Source organism: Mucilaginibacter sp. MD40 (genome assembly GCF_002288635.1).
In the GTDB taxonomy this organism is placed as follows: Bacteria; Bacteroidota; Bacteroidia; order Sphingobacteriales; family Sphingobacteriaceae; genus Mucilaginibacter.
The window spans coordinates 232,979-250,373 of the sequence record NZ_NRSW01000001.1 but is presented as its reverse complement, the minus strand read 5'-3'; the positions used below and the strand labels follow the sequence as shown (position 1 = coordinate 250,373).

Sequence of the window (17,395 nt, the reverse complement as noted above, 5' to 3'; positions counted from 1 at the left end):
GTTGTGTAAGGGCTTACGCTTTAATTGCTGCTGAATCATTATCAGGGTTGCGTGGCTTGTTCTTGATCAAAAAATCCGACTGCCGAATATAATGATTCAATGGTTCTTCAACCAGCCTGAACAGTAGTATTGCTACCCCGTTGAGTATAATAAAGGCGTAAAGCACGTTTAAATTATCATATTGGAAAGGCGATATCCAATCCTTGCCCCATTTATCATAAAGTTCAAAAATGTCGTCATTCCATTTATTGAGGTAATGGTGTAAAAGGTCATACATCCAGCCCAGGTGTATGAGGTAAAAGATATACGAACTTTTGCCCAGCAGCTCCACAAATTTGAGGCTTAATATTTTCTTAAGTAAGGTACTCTCGGTGAGCAATCCGTAAAAAAAGATAGCGATGGAGGTAGACAGTAAATAGTTATTGGTGATGATGCCGATAGGGTGGTGCAGGCCGGCAACCTCGCCCTTTGGTATAGGCAATATCGACATTACTCCTACAAAAACAAATATAAGCGCGAAGCCGCTGTAAGTGAACCAGGTTTTTGCCTGCCCGGTTATTTGTGCCTGTTTCCGTTTAACGATCAGCGCCAGCTGTATACCTACAAAAAATTCAAAGCAACGCCCCAGGAAAGTATACAGGAACATGAAGGTAAAATTACCAAAGAACCCATACCAGTTAACGTTTCTGAATATCATAACCAGCCCAACGCCAAACAGTGTAACCACCGCCCATTGCAGCCAAAATCTATGGTACTTTTTAGCGAAGTAAAAGATAAATGGAGCCGAGAAATAAAAGCATTCTTCAACGGTAAGGCTCCAGCCCTGCGCTATACCGGTAAACTTTAACTGATCAAAAAAGCCGCGTATAAAAGTGATGTTCATGAAGAACAAGCCAACCGGGCTGCCGAAGCCGTTAATGATCTTAGGGTCGCGGGTGAAGTAGTAATAAATAAACGCGCCTGCCGTAAGCAGGAAATACATAGGGTATATGCGCGCTACCCTGTTTTTTAAATATTGCTTAAACCAGTCGCCGGTAAGTTTAAAATTATCAAAATATCTGAAAGCGATCAAAAAACCCGAAAGAACAAAGAAAATAGTAACGCCGATGTGAAACTCGTTAAGAAAACGTTGCACACCACGGGGAAATTTTTCATCAAAAACCCAGGCAAAATGCGAAATAAATACGAGGTATGCCGCCAGCGCGCGCACCCCGGTTAGTGCCGGAATATAGTTTTGTAAAGGTTTTTGCGCCAAAACAGAATCTTGAAATTAATTTTTACGGTAAAATGTTCGTATAAGTTATACAAACCAAATACCAACCGTAATTTTCAGACTTACGTCAACCGATGAATTAAGGATTTTGAGCGCTAATTGTTTAAAGCAGGCTTAGAGAAATAGGGAATACGAGTTTCAAAAGTATCTGCACAATTGAAATTTGTACATCTGCATATTTACAAAGCACTCCCCTGTACCACGCCACGTTCAAGTATGCGCTGATCTATGCGGTACTGTATTTCACTTTTTTTGAGCCCCCAGTTGGGCGCTATGAGCAGTTCGCGATCGCTTAGGCCAAAAAGTCGCTGTATCACAATATCAGGCCTTACACGGGGCAGCAGATCGCACAGGAAATCGGCGTACTCATCCAGTCCGAACAGTTTAAATGGTTCGCGCTTGTATTTTACCCCCATTACACTGCCCTCAACAATATGCAGGTGATGGAATTTTACAAACTTGATCTGCTGGTGGCGATTGATCTCTTCGGCATAAGCCAGCATCATATCGCGCGTTTCGCCGGGCAGGCCAAAAATGGTATGCACGCAAATATCCAGCGGGCTGTTCTCTACCAGTTTAAGAGCTTTCAGTAATTCATCATGACTGCAGCCACGGTTAATTTGGGCAAGGGTATCGTTGTAGATGCTTTCCATACCCATTTCCAGGTCAACATCAAAGCGGTCGGTGTAGCTTTCCAGTAACGCTACTTTTTCAAAGTCGATACAGTCGGGCCTGGTGCCCACACTTAGGCCCACAATATCTTCGGTGCCGTAGCTCAGCGCCTCATCATACAACATTTTAAGGTAATGCGCCGGGGCGTAGGTATTGGTGTTAGGCTGAAAATAGATAATAAATTTATCGGCCTTATTGCCTTTACGGGCGCGTTCCATGCCTTCCATTACCTGCTCGCGAACGGTTGGCGCGTTACGGCTTACAGAGGGCGTAAACGAATCCACGTTGCAGTAAGTGCAACCGCCATAACCTTTGCTGCCATCACGATTGGGGCAGGTAAAACCACCATCTACAATCACCTTAAATACACGCGCGCCCTTATACTTCTCGCGAAGCCAGGGGCCGTAATTATTGTAGCCCTTCTCCCACTTTACACCTGCCTGGTTGGTTAACATCATGATAGGGCAAAGATACGGATTTTAAGGATGTGCAAATTCATGGATTCGAGGATGTGCGGAACCACGCTTTTATACAACAAAAAGGGTGGCAAAGCGAAAGCTTGCCACCCTTTATATTCAGGTTAATAATTGGATTATTTATCCCACCACACATGGGTTGATAACGCATCCGGGCCTTGCCTTGCAATAACTTCGTTGTAGTTTTGCTTGTTAAGGTCGTTTTCCGATTGCGGGTACTGCTGCCTGCGTGGGATATGCTTATCGGCATTGGCTGCGCTTGGCACAGGGTCAAGCAGCCTTGGGAAGCCGGTACGGCGGTATTCCGACCATGACTCCCAGCCGTTACCCAGGTAATTGGCGATCCATTTTTGTGTAATGATCTGTTCAACAGCGTTAGCCGCGTTAAACACTACACCAGGCTGAGTTAAATAAGCAGCAATGGAACCACCATCCACATTGTTTTGCTCTAACGACGCAGTTATACCTTGTGTATAATAGGTAGCAGCGGCGCCATCGCCTCCGGGAATCCAGCCAAGGTGCGCGGCTTCGGCTTCTACAAACAGGGTTTGCGCATAGCTTGTCCAGGTAGTTGGACTGCTCTGATTAGAGTAAGCAATACCAATTTGTGAAATGTTTCCCGGTCTGAAAATGCCCTGAGATACGTTCCTGTTACCTATTCTGTAAGCTTTTAACGCGTCGGCAAATGTGCCATAAGGTAAACCCGCGTAACCGCCTGTTGATGTTGGCTGCGCGTAAACAGGCAGGCGTGGGTCATTGTTGGCCTTTAAACGGTCTACCACCTGGTCGCTAACGGCGTAGTCATAACGGTTACGATAGTTACCGAAATAAGGGTTCTCGTTATTTTGCTCTGCCAGGTAATTGTACGTAGCGTTATCGTCATTAGAAGTCATTACGCCATCGGCAATCGCTTTTTTAAACTCAGCGGCGCCTGTCGTAGGGTCAACCTTGCTTAAACGTAAGGCCATAACGGCGCGTAACGAGTTTGCCCAGTGTTTCCATTTAATATTGTCGCCGCCAAAAAGGATATCGCCTGCCAGTGGCGCGCCATTATCAAACTGCGCCTGTGCTTCGGTCAGTTCTTTAAAAAGATCCGTGTAGATATCTTTTTGCGCGTCAAATTTGGGCGTTAAGTTAGCGCTTCCCTGTAAGGCTTGCGAGTAAGGTATATCGCCCCAACGATCCGTCATGGTCAGGAATATGAATGCCTTAAGGATACGTGCAGAAGCGATTTGGTTTGCGTTTGAACCATACTTAAGCGTAGTACCCAAACTTTTGGTTTTTTCATTGGTGTTAAAATCAATGATCTGTTTTAAGTCGGTAAGCGGGCCGGTATAGTATCCCTGGTAATCATACTGTGCCAGTACAAACCTCGATTCGTTTGTGTAAAGCGTTTCAGACAGATACTGTGAATACAGCTCTCCGGCATAACTGTTAATGTTGGTTGTGGCACCGCCGCCGCCTGTACCGCCTATGTACTGGATTGCGCTGGTAAGCGCGTAGCCGGTAGAGAGGTTGGCAGGCTGGTTGGGGCTGATGTTGATATCGTCAGTTATTTTTTTGCACGATGTAAACGCTACACCGGCAATAAAAACAACTAAAACTTTATTTAAAAACTTCTTCATAAATCTCTAATTCTTAAAAGTTCAAATTAAGGTTGAAACCAATGGTACGTGTTGCAGGCAACTGGCCGCCTTCATAGAAAGAGGTTTGCAGTTGTGATGGGTCAATACCTTTAACTCTTGCTTTGGTGTAAATTAACCATGGGTTTTGCGCCACGATAGAGAAACGGGCCGACTGTAACGGGATACGGCCAAACCAGCTCTTAGGTAAATTGTAGCCAATGCTTACTTCCCTTAATTTAATATAGGTAGCATCATAAGTATACTGTTCCCATATCTGGCTATAGTATTGCTCATTTAAGGTACGTGTATCAACGTAAGTGGTATTTGGCGTACCATCTTCATGTACACCTTTTACCAGACTACCGCCACCTACCGATGGATCGTTTCTGCGGGGTACACCATTCTCGTTGTTACCAACAGTTGACAGGGCAAGACCCGAACCGGCAAGGTTTTGTTGTGTTACCGATACAAATTTACCACCATACTGGTAATCAATTGAGAAACCGAAGTTGATACCTTTGTAGTTAAAGTTATTGGTGAAACCACCGGTAAATTTAGGCAGGATGTTACCCAGGTTTACGTTATCGTTACGTTCAGGATAACCGTCTGCATCAACAATAACATTACCTGAGGCATCTCTTAAAAAGCCTGAGCCGATAAGCTGGCCATAAGGCTGGCCTACCACGCTGTTAACAGAAAAGCTTGGTGAACCTACGAAACCAAAGCCTGTTGAGCCTGCAGCCTGGTAGCCGGAAATGGTTGAACCACCACCGCCTTCAGGAGAGGTACGCAAGGTGTTAAAGCCCGGATACAGCGCTGCTACCTTGTTACGGTTAAACGCTATGTTGAAGTTAAGGTCATAAGTAATATCACTGGTTTTAACTGGTGTGCCACCTAATGAGATCTCTATACCGCGGTTGATAATTGAACCCGCGTTGATAGCAACCGCACTGTAGCCGGTATTACCGTTAACCGGCAGGTTAAGGATCTGGTCTTTAGTGTTACGGTGGTAATAGTTAAAATCAAAACGGATGCGGTCGCCTTTCAGGAAGTGCAACTCGGTACCTAACTCATAAGACGTTGACAAAGTTGGCTTAAGATTGGCGTTAGGCAAAGTGTTAGGTACAAATTGTACCGGGCTGCTGCCGTAAGGCGTTGTGCTTAAGGTATACGTTTGAAAAATCTGATAAGGCGGAAGGTCGGAACCTACTTTAGCTACAGAAGCCCTTAACTTACCAAATGTAAGCACATCGTTTTTAGGGATAAGCCCAGACTCTGTAAACACGAATGAACCAGACGCGCCACCATACCAGTAAGAATTATGGTTAGTTGGCAGGGCCGAAGATACGTCGTTGCGGATGTTCAGGTCGAGGTACAGGAACTGTTTATAACCAAATGAGGTGTAACCGTAAGCGCTGTTCACCACTTTAGTAGAGTGGATAGAAGTGGTGCTTGGGCGGTCTAACGAGTTTCCTACGGTATATAACTCAGGTACTGATAAACCACCATTGGTTCCTGATGATAGATATTTAGTAACGTCTTCCCTTGATTCGGCAAAGGCGCCCGCACGGAAAGAAAGGTCTTTACCAAACATGTGATCGTACTCTAAAGATGCCACATAATTGTACTCTTTGTACTGGTAGCTGTCTTCATTGTAGGCATCAGGGTTAATGGTGTATGAACCTACACGACTGTTGGCATCGCGGTTTAAATAATCACCACGCGCGATGATCGAGAATTTAAGATCCTTACGGATGTTGTATGACGCGGTTACGTTACCGTAAAGCCTGTTGTTGTTGGCCTCAGCAGTATTTACGTAAGCCTCGGTATACGGGTTATCCCAGAATTTTGGGGTAAGGTCCGTAGGGGCGGTAATGTTCCAGGTAGTATAAGTACCATCAGGCCTGCGATAGTTTTTCAATTGGTTCATCTCAATATCGCGGTGGAACCACTGGTTAAATGAGCCTGATGTTTGCGTACCGTAGCCTTCTGCAGGTACATTCTTTAAATTTTCCTGGAAAACGTTGATGTTGGCGCTAACCGTTAATTTAGAGGTTAGTTTAACATCGCCATTAAAGCTAAGGTTGTTACGCCTTTGCTTGGTGTTAGGGCTTACACCGGTACGGTTTAAGTTGGTGTATGAGATACGGGTATTGTAATCATCGCCCCCTTTTGAGAAAGATACGTTGTTGTTGGTTGTAACACCGGTTTGGTAAAAATCGCGGATGTTGTTAGGCTGCGCAACAAAAGGTTTTAGTTTACCAAAGCCCGGGTTTGACGGATCCCAGAAATACCACGGAGCATACAGGGTGCCATCCATTTTAGGGCCCCAGCTCTCATCAACAGAATAATCGTAATACTTAATGCCGTTGAAACCTTTCAGGTATTCGGGGTCGCCGGCCTGGTAGTTGTAAACATTCCAATCCTGGCTGGTACCGCCACCGTATTCGTTTTGGTATTTAGGCAGGGTGTAAACACGCTCAAGCGTGGTGGTTTGGTTTACGGTAACGCCAATGCCTTTTTTTGATCCTTTCTTAAGGGTAATTACCACGGCGCCTTCAGAAGCGCGCTGGCCATACAGTGCAGTCGCGGCAGGGCCCTTCAACACGGTAAGTGATTCCACGTCATCATTATTAATAGCGTTAGGATCAGTAACAACGCCGTTAACTACGTAGATAGGATTACCACCCTGTAATGAGTTAATACCACGGATACGTATGGTTGAGGCACCAAATTTAGCACCCGAACCACCCAACAATTGCACACCGGCCACTTTACCGGCAAGAGCGGTATTAAAATCGGGCTGGCGGGTCATGGTCAGGTTTTCGCCTTTGATCTGCTGGGCTGCATAACCCAATGATTTCTCCTGGCGCGAAATACCCAATGCCGTTACGATAACTTCGCCCAGTTGCTGGCTGCTTTCGCCAAGGGCTACGTTAATTGTGCTGCGGCCGTTAATAGGTACCTCCTGTGAGGCAAAGCCAACAAATGAGAAAACCAGTGTGGCGCCATTTGCAGGCACACTAATGGTGTATTTACCATTAGCATCGGTAACGGTGCCCGCCTGCGCTTCTTTCACGCGTACGCTTACGCCGGGCAATATGCCTTTGTCGGCAGCTGCAGTTACCGTACCGGTAACCGTTCTGTTTTGTGCTGCAACAATGGCCGCGTTAAAAAGTAAAAAAGTGAGTAATAGTAGTCTATTCATATTTGACACTCCTATTCATAAAAATTAAATTAACTAAGTATAAATAATTAAAAAACAGCCCCCTACGCTCAAGAAGGCTGCTTAACTAATTAACTGATCTTATAAAGAACAAATAGCGTTTTATATTCTTTGATGCACGGCGCAAACCTGCGCGCCTAAGCATAGCTGTACACGGTAAACAGTAAGTGTTTAATTAATAGCAATTAGAGAGGGGTATCAAAAGGTATATGTATGGCAATGCAGTCAACATGACTTTGGGGTTGCATCACATGACAAATCTAATTAATTTTAGATTAAACAAAAGTTATTGGTGTTAAAATTTTATATTCTTTGATTTAAATTGAAGTTATTGATTAATTAACTTTCTGAAAATTAGGGTTGTAATGGTTTTTATAACGTAAAATTAACCTATCATTAATTTTGTAACATTTTTGTTTTGCCAGCCGATTGCTATGCGTGCATATAAATACCTATTTTTGTTTTTACACCAATGTAATCATCGTTTTCATGGATGGCATTACCCCATATCAATCGGTAAATAAAATCAGGCTGGTTACCGCCGCGTCTTTGTTTGACGGGCACGATGCCACTATCAATATTATGCGCCGCATATTGCAAAGTACCGGTGCCGAGGTTATCCACCTGGGGCATAACCGCAGTGTAGAAGAAATTGTGAATTGCGCCATACAGGAAGATGTGCAGGGCATAGCCCTTACCAGCTACCAGGGCGGCCATATGGAGTACTTTAAGTATATGTATGACCTGTTGCAGGAACGCGGAGCCGGCCACATCAAAATATTTGGCGGCGGCGGCGGTGTTTTCCTGCCCGATGAGATAACCGAACTGCAGGCTTACGGTATATGTAAAATATATTCGCCGGATGATGGCCGCAAAATGGGCTTGCAGGGCATGATCAACCACATGATGCAGGAGTGTGATTTTTCTTTAACAGAGCGAGAGATTGGTGCGGGTGCGGATAAGGTTAAACAAATTGCACGTCTTATATCCGCTGCTGAACAGGATAAATATATCCCTACGCCGGTTCCCCGCACTTCGCTCCGGATTCCGGTGCTTGGTATAACAGGTACAGGCGGGTCGGGTAAATCAAGCCTGGTAGATGAGATTGTGCGTCGGTATCTGCTGCATACCGATAAAACGCTCGCCATTATTTCCGTTGACCCCAGCAAACGTAAAACCGGCGGCGCGCTACTGGGCGATCGGATACGTATGAACGCCATTAACAGCCCGCGTATATACATGCGCTCGCTGGCTACCCGGCAGGCTAACCTGGCCCTAAGCAAGTACGTGCAGGAAGCAATTGATATTTGCAAGGCTGCCGGTTATGATATGGTGATAGTGGAAACCAGTGGTATAGGCCAGTCTGACACCATGATCACCGATTACTGCGACCTGTCGCTGTACGTAATGACCCCCGAATTTGGTGCTGCCACACAGTTGGAAAAAATTGACATGCTCGATTTTGCCGATCTGGTAGCCCTGAACAAATTTGACAAACGCGGAGCGCTGGATGCCATACGCGATGTACGCAAGCAGTACAAGCGCAACCATATGCTGTTTGACGCCAAAGACGATGAACTGCCGGTGTACGGTACCATGGCATCGCAGTTTAATGACCCCGGGATGAATACGCTGTTTGCCGCACTCATGCGAACGGTGAAGGACAAAACCGGTGTTTCGCTCCTGAAAAATAAGGTAGCTGATGATGAGCAGAAAAGTGAATCGGAAAAGATATATATCATACCTCCTGACAGGATACGTTACCTGGCAGAAATTGCCGAAAGCAGCGTTGCCTATACCAACTGGGTGAACGAACAGTGCCGAATAGCACAGCAGTTGTTTCAAATAAACGGTACCATTGAAACCCTAAAAGGGCAAACTACGGTGAATAGTACCGAATCGAATAAACGAATGTCGGATGGGCTCACTGATATTTATCGTCATCTCGAAGAGCATCTGCACCCGGATTGCAGGCGCTTATTAAAAGAATGGCCGGAAACAGTTGCCAGATACAAGGCCGATAATTTTATCTACAAAGTACGCGATAAGGAGATCAGGCAGCCGCTGCACTATCTGTCTTTATCACAATTGAAGGTGCCAAAGGTAGCTTTGCCGAAGTACGAGGCTTGGGGCGATGTTTTGCGTTGGCTGTTAACAGAGAACGTACCCGGGGAGTTCCCGTACGCGGCAGGTGTCTTTCCGCTGAAACGTGAAGGTGAGGACCCCACCCGTATGTTTGCCGGCGAGGGTGGTCCGGAACGTACCAACAAGCGTTTTCATTACGTATCACTCGGGCAGCCTGCGCACCGGCTCTCCACCGCGTTTGATTCAGTTACACTTTATGGCGAAGACCCGCATACCCGCCCCGATATTTACGGCAAAATAGGCAATTCCGGCGTAAGCATCGCCACGCTTGACGATGCCAAGAAACTCTATTCAGGGTTTGACCTGTGCCACCCGTCAACCTCGGTATCCATGACCATCAATGGCCCGGCACCCATGCTGCTCGGCTTTTTCATGAATGCCGCTATTGACCAGCAATGCGAGAAGTATATCACTGAAAATAACCTCCAACACCTGGTTGAAGCTAAGTTCAAAGAGATGTATGATGATAAGGGGCTGCAACGGCCGGTGTATGGTGCCTCACCCAAACCCTCTCCAGAGGAGAGGGCTTTAAAGCCTGCTGTGTCAGGAAAGCGCGGTTTCGAAACCGCTGATCTCGCTTTTTGGGAAATTTTAAAAGCTAACTCAAGGGATAACCGAAAGAACCCTACTGATGCGGAAACTGTATTATGGCAAAGGTTCAGAAATAACCAAATCGGGTTTAAAATAAGAAGGCAGCATGCGATTGATGGTTACATTGCAGATTTTGTTTGCATCCCCAAAGGATTAGTGATAGAGATTGATGGCGGGTATCACCAGCTAACAACAGAACAAGACGAGGTTAGAACGCGTGTATTAAACGGTGAAGGGTTTGATGTAATCAGGTTCGATAATGATGAGGTGCTGAATAATACCGAACAAGTAATTCAAAAGATAACTGAAGTTCTAAATAAACAACCAGACAGAAAAGTCCTCTCCTCTGGAGAGGATTTAGGTGAGGCATTTTCCACCGGCGCGCTCCCCCCTGGTAACAACGGCCTTGGCCTAATGCTCCTTGGCCTTACCGGCGACCAGGTGCTGCCGGCTGATGTTTACGAAAAAATTAAAGCACAGGCTATATCGGCAGTGCGCGGAACGGTGCAGGCGGATATTTTAAAGGAAGACCAGGCACAAAACACCTGCATATTCTCAACTGAGTTTGCCCTGCGTATGATGGGCGATATCCAGCAGTATTTTATACAGGAAAAAGTCCGGAATTTTTATTCGGTTTCTATTTCGGGTTATCACATTGCTGAGGCGGGTGCCAATCCTATTACCCAATTGGCCTTTACACTGGCAAACGGTTTTACCTATGTAGAATACTACCTGAGCCGGGGTATGCATATTGATGATTTCGCGCCTAATCTGTCGTTCTTTTTCAGTAACGGTATCGACCCGGAGTACGCGGTAATAGGCCGTGTGGCAAGGCGCATATGGGCCAAGGCTATCAAAAATAAATACAAGGGGAACGACAGGTCGCAGAAACTCAAATACCATATACAAACCAGTGGGCGCTCTTTGCACGCGCAGGAGATCGATTTTAACGATATACGTACCACGCTGCAGGCGTTGTACGCTATATATGATAACTGTAACTCGCTGCATACCAATGCATATGACGAGGCTATTACTACACCAACAGAAGAGTCGGTGCGCAGGGCAATGGCTATACAACTCATCATTAATCGCGAGCTGGGTCTGGCCAAAAATGAGAACCCCATACAGGGCGCTTTTATTATTGAAGAATTGACAGACCTGGTTGAAGAAGCCGTACTGGCCGAATTTAAAGCCATTAACGACAGGGGTGGGGTATTGGGCGCAATGGAAACCATGTACCAGCGCAGTAAGATACAGGAAGAATCGTTATACTACGAAACCCTCAAGCATAATGGCGAATACCCTATAATTGGTGTAAATACCTTTTTGAATAAAAAAGGGTCGCCAACTATTGTGCCGGCCGAGGTGATACGCGCTACTGAGCAGGAAAAGCAGGCCCAGATACACAACCTGGATCAATTTCACCAGCGTAATCAGCACAAGGCAGAGTCCCTGTTAAAGCAGTTGCAAGTAACAGCCATTTCTGGCGGCAACATTTTTAACAGCCTGATGGAGGTTTGTAAATATTGCTCCTTAGGCCAGATCAGCCATGCCTTGTACGAGGTAGGTGGCCAATACCGGCGCAACATGTAATGTTGTATATTTGCAGCTTAACGGCTCATAATTTATTAAATGAAGAACCAGGTTAGGCGTACGGTAATATTGCTGGCGGTGGCATGCGTATTGTTTTGGGTAGAATTCTTTTTCGCCAATAAGGATAATAACGATATGATGAATATCGTGCGCGGCGCCACGGCAGGTTTCGGCCTGGCCGGATGCGTGAGCTTTCTTATCTTATTATACAACCAGTTTAAAGCTGTCCGCGCCAAATGAAAAAGCTTATCCGCAGTTTCGGCTTCGCGTTTAAAGGCTTCAGGTATGCTTTTACTACCCAGCAAAACTTCCGGATACATGTTTTTGCTGCTATAGCCGCTTCGTTGCTTGGCTGGTACCTGCAAATCAACGTTAACGAGTGGCAGTGGGTTATCCTCTGTATCATGCTCATGCTGGTTACCGAAATGCTCAATACCGCTATTGAAGCTTTAACTGATCTGGTATCGCCTAATTATAATAAGCTGGCCGGTCATGTAAAAGATATCAGCGCGGGCGCGGTGCTGCTGGTAGCCTTGTTTTCGCTGGTAACAGGCGGTATTATTTTTTTACCCAAGATCATCCATCTCTTCCATGCTGCATAAAACCCGTGGGATAGTTTTTAAAACTACCGATTACAGCGAGAGCAGCGTGGTGGTGCAGATATTTACCGAAAAGTTCGGTCTGCAATCATACATCATCAACGGGGCTAAAAAGCCGCGTGCTAAAATAAGCCGTAATATGCTGCAGCCGCTGCACCTGGTAGATATGGTGGTATACCATAAGGCCAACGGCAGCGTGCAGCGCATATCCGAGTTAAAGAACCAGCCCTTATTACAAACTGTGCCCTACGATGTCATTAAAAGCTGTATCGCCATGTTCCTGAACGAGGTGCTTTACAAAGCTATTAAACAGCAAAGTGCGGATGAGCGGTTGTTCGACTTTATATTTAACGCCATTGAGCTGCTCGATCATCATAGTACGGGGATAGCTAATTTTCATTTGTTGTTCCTGCTGCAGCTTACTCGTTACCTCGGGTTTTACCCGCACGGGCAGCAGGCCGATTATTTTGACATGAAAGACGGCGTATTTGTGCATTACAAGCCCGATACCTTAAACTATCTGTCGCCCCCGCATACCAAAAATTTCTACGCGCTGTTGCAGTGTGGCTTTGGCCGTATGAATGAGGTAAAACTAAGTAATGACGAACGCCGTTATCTTATTAACAAACTTCTGGAGTACTATGCCCTGCATATCGAAGGCTTTGGTAATATTAACTCGCACGAGGTATTGGAAGAGGTTTTGGGCTCATAACATTAAATACATATTTTAGCGGCATGTCTGTCACGTATAAAAACGCACTACCATTAATCATTACCGCTGTTTTGGCTTTTGCCGCCTGTAAATACCGCGATAGTGGCCCGGGGCATGGCGAAAAGCCTAAAATATCTTTTAAAAGCGTAGAGGGTATTAATTTTATAGAGGTATCTCGCAGGCAAAAAAACGGCCTCTCGTTTAACGAATATGGGTACCATTTAACGCCCGACTGGCGCCTGCGTTTCGTATCTGATGATTCGGCGGCATTGTATAGCCCGGTAAAAGACCAGTACTTTAATTTCCCGCTGGCGTTGGGTACCGATTCTGTTTTTAACATCGCCCATGCTTTCCTTAAAATGAAGAACATGAGCAGGGATAGCCTTACTTTTGAACTACTGGAGGCACAGGGCGATTCGATAGATATACACAAGTCGCGCGTGGTGATGAAACTCTATTCGGAACCTTTTATAAAAAGAACCGGAAAGGATTTGAAGCACTTGCAAGCCGCCAGCAGGAAAGATACCCTGTTTGTGCGTGGCCTGGTAGCTAAGGCCAATGCCGATATTAAAAAGGCTTTCGCGGCGGCAAACCCTGTACAGTTGATCAGTAAAAACCCTAACCTAAAGGTAACCAAGCGTAAAACCAAGCCCAGCCTGCTGGATAATAAATACGCTACCGATGACGATTACCTTACCCCGACCTATGATATTGTGATCCATAAGGCTTACCAGGATTTTAACTATTCATTTGAAGCCACGGTTGACTCGGCAGGCGTGTGGCATTACAACAGGCCGCTTGTTCCTTTCCTGGGCGATGAAGATGTAAAGGCTAACTATATTAAGGTTTCAACAGGTATCATGAACACCTATTTAAAATTGTTTATGACCACCTTGCCCGGCGAAACGCTGGGGATGAAACATGCCAGCACCATATCGGTAAACGTAAAAGGTATAATGGCCGGGAAGTAATTATTCCCTTCCTGGCACAACAGCCCGGTTTCTTTTTGACAAGATCAAACCAGTTATCACCAATGCGGTACCCGCCAAGGCTAAAGGAGTTATTGTTTCACCTAATAGTAGGTAGCCGTACACATAGCCAAAAACAGGGACCAGGTAAAGCCATGCGGCAGCTTTTACAGGGTCCTGCCTGATGAGGTATAACCATAACTGGTTAGAAAATACAGATAACACAATAATCATCCAGATCAATGATAACAGCAGGTTAGCATCGAAGTGACGTATGTGATATTGTGATAAAACGCCACAAAAGGGCAGCAGCATTAAGCCGCCTATAAATACTTGCCACAGGTTAAATGCCACGTTAGGCATATTAAGTTTAAGCGTTGAGAAATAAACGCTGCCTGCCGCGTAAGAGATCATGTAAATGGTGAGCAACACTATTCCCAGATAGCTTACATGCGCCGTTTTAAATTCATTGAAAGATGCGATGATTAAACCCGTGAAAGATACCAGCATGCCGCATATCTCAAAGCGTGTAAGCTTCCTTTTTAGTAACACTGCCGAAAACAGCGCTATAACCAGCGGTGCTACCGCGAGGAACAACATACTGATGCCTGCTGACACATATTTTTGCGAGGCGAAGAAAGCCCCTAGCGTGAGGGTAGTGTTCAGCAAGCCATAAATAAATATCTTGCTCCATTCCCCATCCCTGGGCCATATGCGATGTTTCCCTTGCAATATTAGCAAAGGCAGGAAAATAATGCCTGTTAAGATAAACCTGCCCGATGCCAATAATAGTAGATCTGCTGACCGGCCGCCAAACTTAGCGGCAACAGAACCCGTTGCCCACAGTATGGCAAAAACAAGCCCCGGTAGAAAGTTTTTATTCATGTATTAAGGAACGATGAGAACCATCAAAGGCCTAAATAAAGCTATTTTTTAGATTTAAACAGCCTTGTTATGAAATTACCCTGCTCGCTTTTCTTTTCCCTTGGCGGGCCAATGAGGAAACCGATATCATTTAGCGGTTCAAAATTATCGCAAATGATCTTGAAGATACCCAGCAGTGGTATAGCCAGTATCATACCTGCTATACCCCAAACCGCTTCGCCAACTACAATAATGAGTATGGTGAATAGCGGATTGATGTTTAGCCTGTCGCCCACCACAATGGGTTCCAGTACGTAGGTTTGCAATAACTGTACACAGCCATAAACAATGAGCACCCCAAACACAATCTTGGTATCGCTGCTTTGCGCCAGCGACATCAGCACGGTAATGGATGTGCCGGTAATGTTCCCCGCGAAGGGTACCAGCTCCAATATGCCACACAAAATGGCGAAAAATATAGCGTTTTTAACACCTACAATGGTAAAGCCAATGCCATACATTATCCAAAGCATAACAATCATCATGGCCAGGCCACCCAGATAACTTTGTATGACCTTGCCGGAGTTGTCCAGCACTTTTTCGGTAGTTGGGCGGTCATCAGCCTTAAACAGCCGCAGGATGAATTTTTTGAAATGGGCACGATAAAAGATAAACAGGAAGGTATAAACCAGTACCAAAATGGTATCAACCAGTATACCTGCCAGTGAGCCTAACAGCGTGGTAACCATACCGGCCGCCTGCCCCATGCCACCCGCCTGCTGTTCTTTAATGATCTTTTGCTGCTCCTTGTGTGATACTCCGAAATGCTGCTGTATGTAATCCTTAGTGCTTTCGATCAGTTCATTAACGCGTTGTTCTATTTTAGACAGATCGTCAAGCAGATCGGTTAACTGATACTGCAGTAACGTAACTATACCCGCTACAACCGCTATTAAACTAACCAAGCTGAGTGCTGACGCCAGGCCGTTACCCAGGCCTTTTGCCTGTAGCCAGGAGGCGAGGGGTAGCAATAGGAGGGCCAATACCAGGCCAAAGGTAAGCGGTATAAGCACTACGGCGCCAAAATACAATACGGCGAAAGTGAGAATAAAAAGCAGGAGTATACGTAGCGTTTGGTTAAGGTATTGAATGGTCATAAGCAGGAATATGCTGGATGCTATAAAATGCAAAGAGCACAAATTACTTGTGCTCTTGGTTACAGGCAGAAAAAAACTAACCTAAAATGCGTTTCTTGATATAATCTATGGCCGAGTCGGGCAGGTCGGAGCCGCCGGTTTGTATCAGGCAGCCATCTTCCTGTACAGTAAGCTCGGCATTGATATTGTTATCTATCTGCACGCTTAGCTTGTTTTGCTCCTTTTCTACTTTGCAGTGCAGCTCGCGGCCCGAGTAGTGTATATCAAACTCATATTTGCCATCTTTTTCTGCGGGGGCGGTATCTTTATCTTCTTTCATTGGTTTAGCATTTATTTGTTTAACACAAAAAACGGCGCCAATGTTTCGGAAACAAAAAAGAGAAAACGTCTGGTTTTCTCTTTATGTGTTTTTACTGACCTCATTATTTATCATAAAGAACAATTGGTTGAAGAGATAGATAATAATTACACAAATATAATATCTATATATTATGTAGACTATATATTTTAATAATATTTATTAACAAATATTAAAATACATGCCCGAATGTTAATAAAGCTATTTTTTAGAAAAGTATTTAACTATGAGTTGGTTAGCGAAGCGTGCCATGCGCTGTAAGAGGCTGCCTTTGCGGCGGCTAAGGAAGTGTTTGATAGCCTGGTAGGCCACCGTGTTTTCCTCAACTTTATCCGGAAACTGTGTGATGCGGTGCCCGGCCAGTTTTACGCCGTACATATGCTCTATATTAGAATGGGTGCCGCTGCCATCATGCCCGATGTTGTGGATAAGCGATTGCGAAGGGTTTAAGGTAAGCCCGCCGTTAAGAAATACCGAAGCGTACCAGCGTATAGCCCAAGAATTATTTTTGCCTGCTTTAAAGTCCTGTATCTGTTTCCAGAAGTTCATGGTGCCTTCTATAGAGAACTGTTTTATCTTCTCGTCATCAAAACGGCTGATGAGTTGATCGACATCGGGCTCAAAGTTTTTCCAGGCGCGTGCCCAGGTGGCCCAGCCCCAGCTTAATGCCGCGCGGAAAAAGAATGTTTCCGGCAGGTGGGCGTTCTCCAGCGGGAAAATATAACCGCTGATATGCATCACTTTTTCTTCGTCCTGGTAATGGTTAAGGGCGTCATTAAAATACTCGAGAGTATAGGGTGATGAAATAAGGTCGTCCTCAAAAACAATTACTCGGCCATGTGTTGCCACCAACTGGCTAACCCCGCTGATCACCGAGTTGGCCAGTCCCATGTTGCGCTCGCGAGCGATTAAGGTTACCGTTTTAAAGCCCGATACTTCAGCAGCTATCTTCCTGACCTCCGCTACATTGGCGGCATCTTTTTCGCTTTTAGGCCCATCAGAAAATATATACAGGTCTGATTGCGCCGCTAATTCATTTTTTCTCAGATACGAGAGTGTTTCGAGCGTATGCGCAGGCCGGTTGTATACAAATAGCGCTATAGGAGCAGGGGAGGCGTTCAATTGGATCAATT

13 protein-coding genes are annotated in these 17,395 nt (G+C 45.4%); 5 read left to right on the top strand and 8 right to left on the bottom strand.

Going from position 1 to position 17,395, the window contains the following annotated elements:
• Positions 1–13: 13 nt before the first annotated feature.
• From CKK33_RS01110 to CKK33_RS01095, 4 genes are all read right to left on the bottom strand, one after another.
• Positions 14–1,255 (bottom strand): acyltransferase, encoded by a 1,242-nt coding sequence (locus CKK33_RS01110; protein ID WP_095702333.1) that lies wholly within the window; start codon positions 1,253–1,255, stop codon positions 14–16.
• A 197-nt stretch (positions 1,256–1,452) separates the two neighbouring features.
• Positions 1,453–2,403, bottom strand: coding sequence for a TIGR01212 family radical SAM protein (locus CKK33_RS01105; RefSeq protein WP_233138123.1), 951 nt, complete (start codon positions 2,401–2,403; stop codon positions 1,453–1,455).
• Positions 2,404–2,537: 134 nt separating this feature from the next.
• Complete coding sequence (locus CKK33_RS01100) at positions 2,538–4,046, bottom strand: SusD/RagB family nutrient-binding outer membrane lipoprotein (protein ID WP_095702332.1); 1,509 nt, start codon at positions 4,044–4,046, stop codon at positions 2,538–2,540.
• 13 nt (positions 4,047–4,059) lie between these two features.
• On the bottom strand, positions 4,060–7,254 hold the full coding sequence (locus CKK33_RS01095) for a SusC/RagA family TonB-linked outer membrane protein (protein WP_095702331.1): 3,195 nt from the start codon (positions 7,252–7,254) through the stop codon (positions 4,060–4,062).
• Between the two features lie 507 nt (positions 7,255–7,761).
• Here CKK33_RS01095 and CKK33_RS19675 point away from each other — a divergent pair.
• The 5 genes from CKK33_RS19675 to CKK33_RS01070 are packed head-to-tail and all read left to right on the top strand — an operon-like array spanning position 7,762 to position 13,886.
• Positions 7,762–11,604, top strand: coding sequence for a methylmalonyl-CoA mutase family protein (locus tag CKK33_RS19675; protein WP_095702330.1), 3,843 nt, complete (start codon positions 7,762–7,764; stop codon positions 11,602–11,604).
• 39 nt (positions 11,605–11,643) lie between these two features.
• A complete protein-coding gene (locus CKK33_RS01085) occupies positions 11,644–11,844 on the top strand; it encodes a hypothetical protein (protein WP_095702329.1) in 201 nt (66 codons plus the stop codon).
• Positions 11,841–12,206: a diacylglycerol kinase family protein gene (locus CKK33_RS01080; RefSeq protein ID WP_095702328.1), complete on the top strand. Its 366-nt coding sequence runs from the start codon at positions 11,841–11,843 to the stop codon at positions 12,204–12,206. The genes CKK33_RS01085 and CKK33_RS01080 overlap by 4 nt, the downstream gene beginning before the upstream one ends.
• Positions 12,196–12,915, top strand: coding sequence for a DNA repair protein RecO (gene recO, locus CKK33_RS01075; protein WP_095702327.1), 720 nt, complete (start codon positions 12,196–12,198; stop codon positions 12,913–12,915). The genes CKK33_RS01080 and recO overlap by 11 nt, the downstream gene beginning before the upstream one ends.
• A 23-nt stretch (positions 12,916–12,938) precedes the next feature.
• Complete coding sequence (locus CKK33_RS01070; protein WP_095702326.1) at positions 12,939–13,886, top strand: hypothetical protein; 948 nt, start codon at positions 12,939–12,941, stop codon at positions 13,884–13,886.
• Here the strand turns inward: CKK33_RS01070 and CKK33_RS01065 are convergent, their stop codons facing one another.
• The 4 genes from CKK33_RS01065 to CKK33_RS01050 all read right to left on the bottom strand — a co-directional run bounded on the left by CKK33_RS01065 (position 13,887) and on the right by CKK33_RS01050 (position 17,384).
• Positions 13,887–14,768, bottom strand: coding sequence for a DMT family transporter (locus tag CKK33_RS01065; RefSeq protein ID WP_095702325.1), 882 nt, complete (start codon positions 14,766–14,768; stop codon positions 13,887–13,889).
• 41 nt (positions 14,769–14,809) lie between these two features.
• The gene (locus CKK33_RS01060) at positions 14,810–15,904 is read right to left on the bottom strand and encodes an AI-2E family transporter (protein ID WP_233138122.1); all 1,095 of its coding nucleotides are present in this window, start codon (positions 15,902–15,904) and stop codon (positions 14,810–14,812) included.
• 76 nt (positions 15,905–15,980) lie between these two features.
• On the bottom strand, positions 15,981–16,223 hold the full coding sequence (locus tag CKK33_RS01055) for a hypothetical protein (protein ID WP_095702324.1): 243 nt from the start codon (positions 16,221–16,223) through the stop codon (positions 15,981–15,983).
• 240 nt (positions 16,224–16,463) lie between these two features.
• On the bottom strand, positions 16,464–17,384 hold the full coding sequence (locus tag CKK33_RS01050) for a glycosyltransferase (RefSeq protein ID WP_095702323.1): 921 nt from the start codon (positions 17,382–17,384) through the stop codon (positions 16,464–16,466).
• Positions 17,385–17,395: the final 11 nt, after the last annotated feature.

Excerpts from the sequence above, each read along its gene's own strand:
- CKK33_RS01055 (WP_095702324.1), bottom strand. The coding sequence starts at position 16,223 with ATGAAAGAAGATAAAGATACCGCCCCCGCAGAAAAAGATGGCAAATAT.
- CKK33_RS01070 (WP_095702326.1), top strand. The coding sequence starts at position 12,939 with ATGTCTGTCACGTATAAAAACGCACTACCATTAATCATTACCGCTGTT.
- CKK33_RS01060 (WP_233138122.1), bottom strand. The coding sequence starts at position 15,904 with ATGACCATTCAATACCTTAACCAAACGCTACGTATACTCCTGCTTTTT.
- CKK33_RS01065 (WP_095702325.1), bottom strand. The coding sequence starts at position 14,768 with ATGAATAAAAACTTTCTACCGGGGCTTGTTTTTGCCATACTGTGGGCA.
- CKK33_RS19675 (WP_095702330.1), top strand. The coding sequence starts at position 7,762 with ATGGATGGCATTACCCCATATCAATCGGTAAATAAAATCAGGCTGGTT.
- CKK33_RS01085 (WP_095702329.1), top strand. The coding sequence starts at position 11,644 with ATGAAGAACCAGGTTAGGCGTACGGTAATATTGCTGGCGGTGGCATGC.
- CKK33_RS01080 (WP_095702328.1), top strand. The coding sequence starts at position 11,841 with ATGAAAAAGCTTATCCGCAGTTTCGGCTTCGCGTTTAAAGGCTTCAGG.
- recO (WP_095702327.1), top strand. The coding sequence starts at position 12,196 with ATGCTGCATAAAACCCGTGGGATAGTTTTTAAAACTACCGATTACAGC.
- CKK33_RS01105 (WP_233138123.1), bottom strand. The coding sequence starts at position 2,403 with ATGATGTTAACCAACCAGGCAGGTGTAAAGTGGGAGAAGGGCTACAAT.
- CKK33_RS01095 (WP_095702331.1), bottom strand. The coding sequence starts at position 7,254 with ATGAATAGACTACTATTACTCACTTTTTTACTTTTTAACGCGGCCATT.
- CKK33_RS01100 (WP_095702332.1), bottom strand. The coding sequence starts at position 4,046 with ATGAAGAAGTTTTTAAATAAAGTTTTAGTTGTTTTTATTGCCGGTGTA.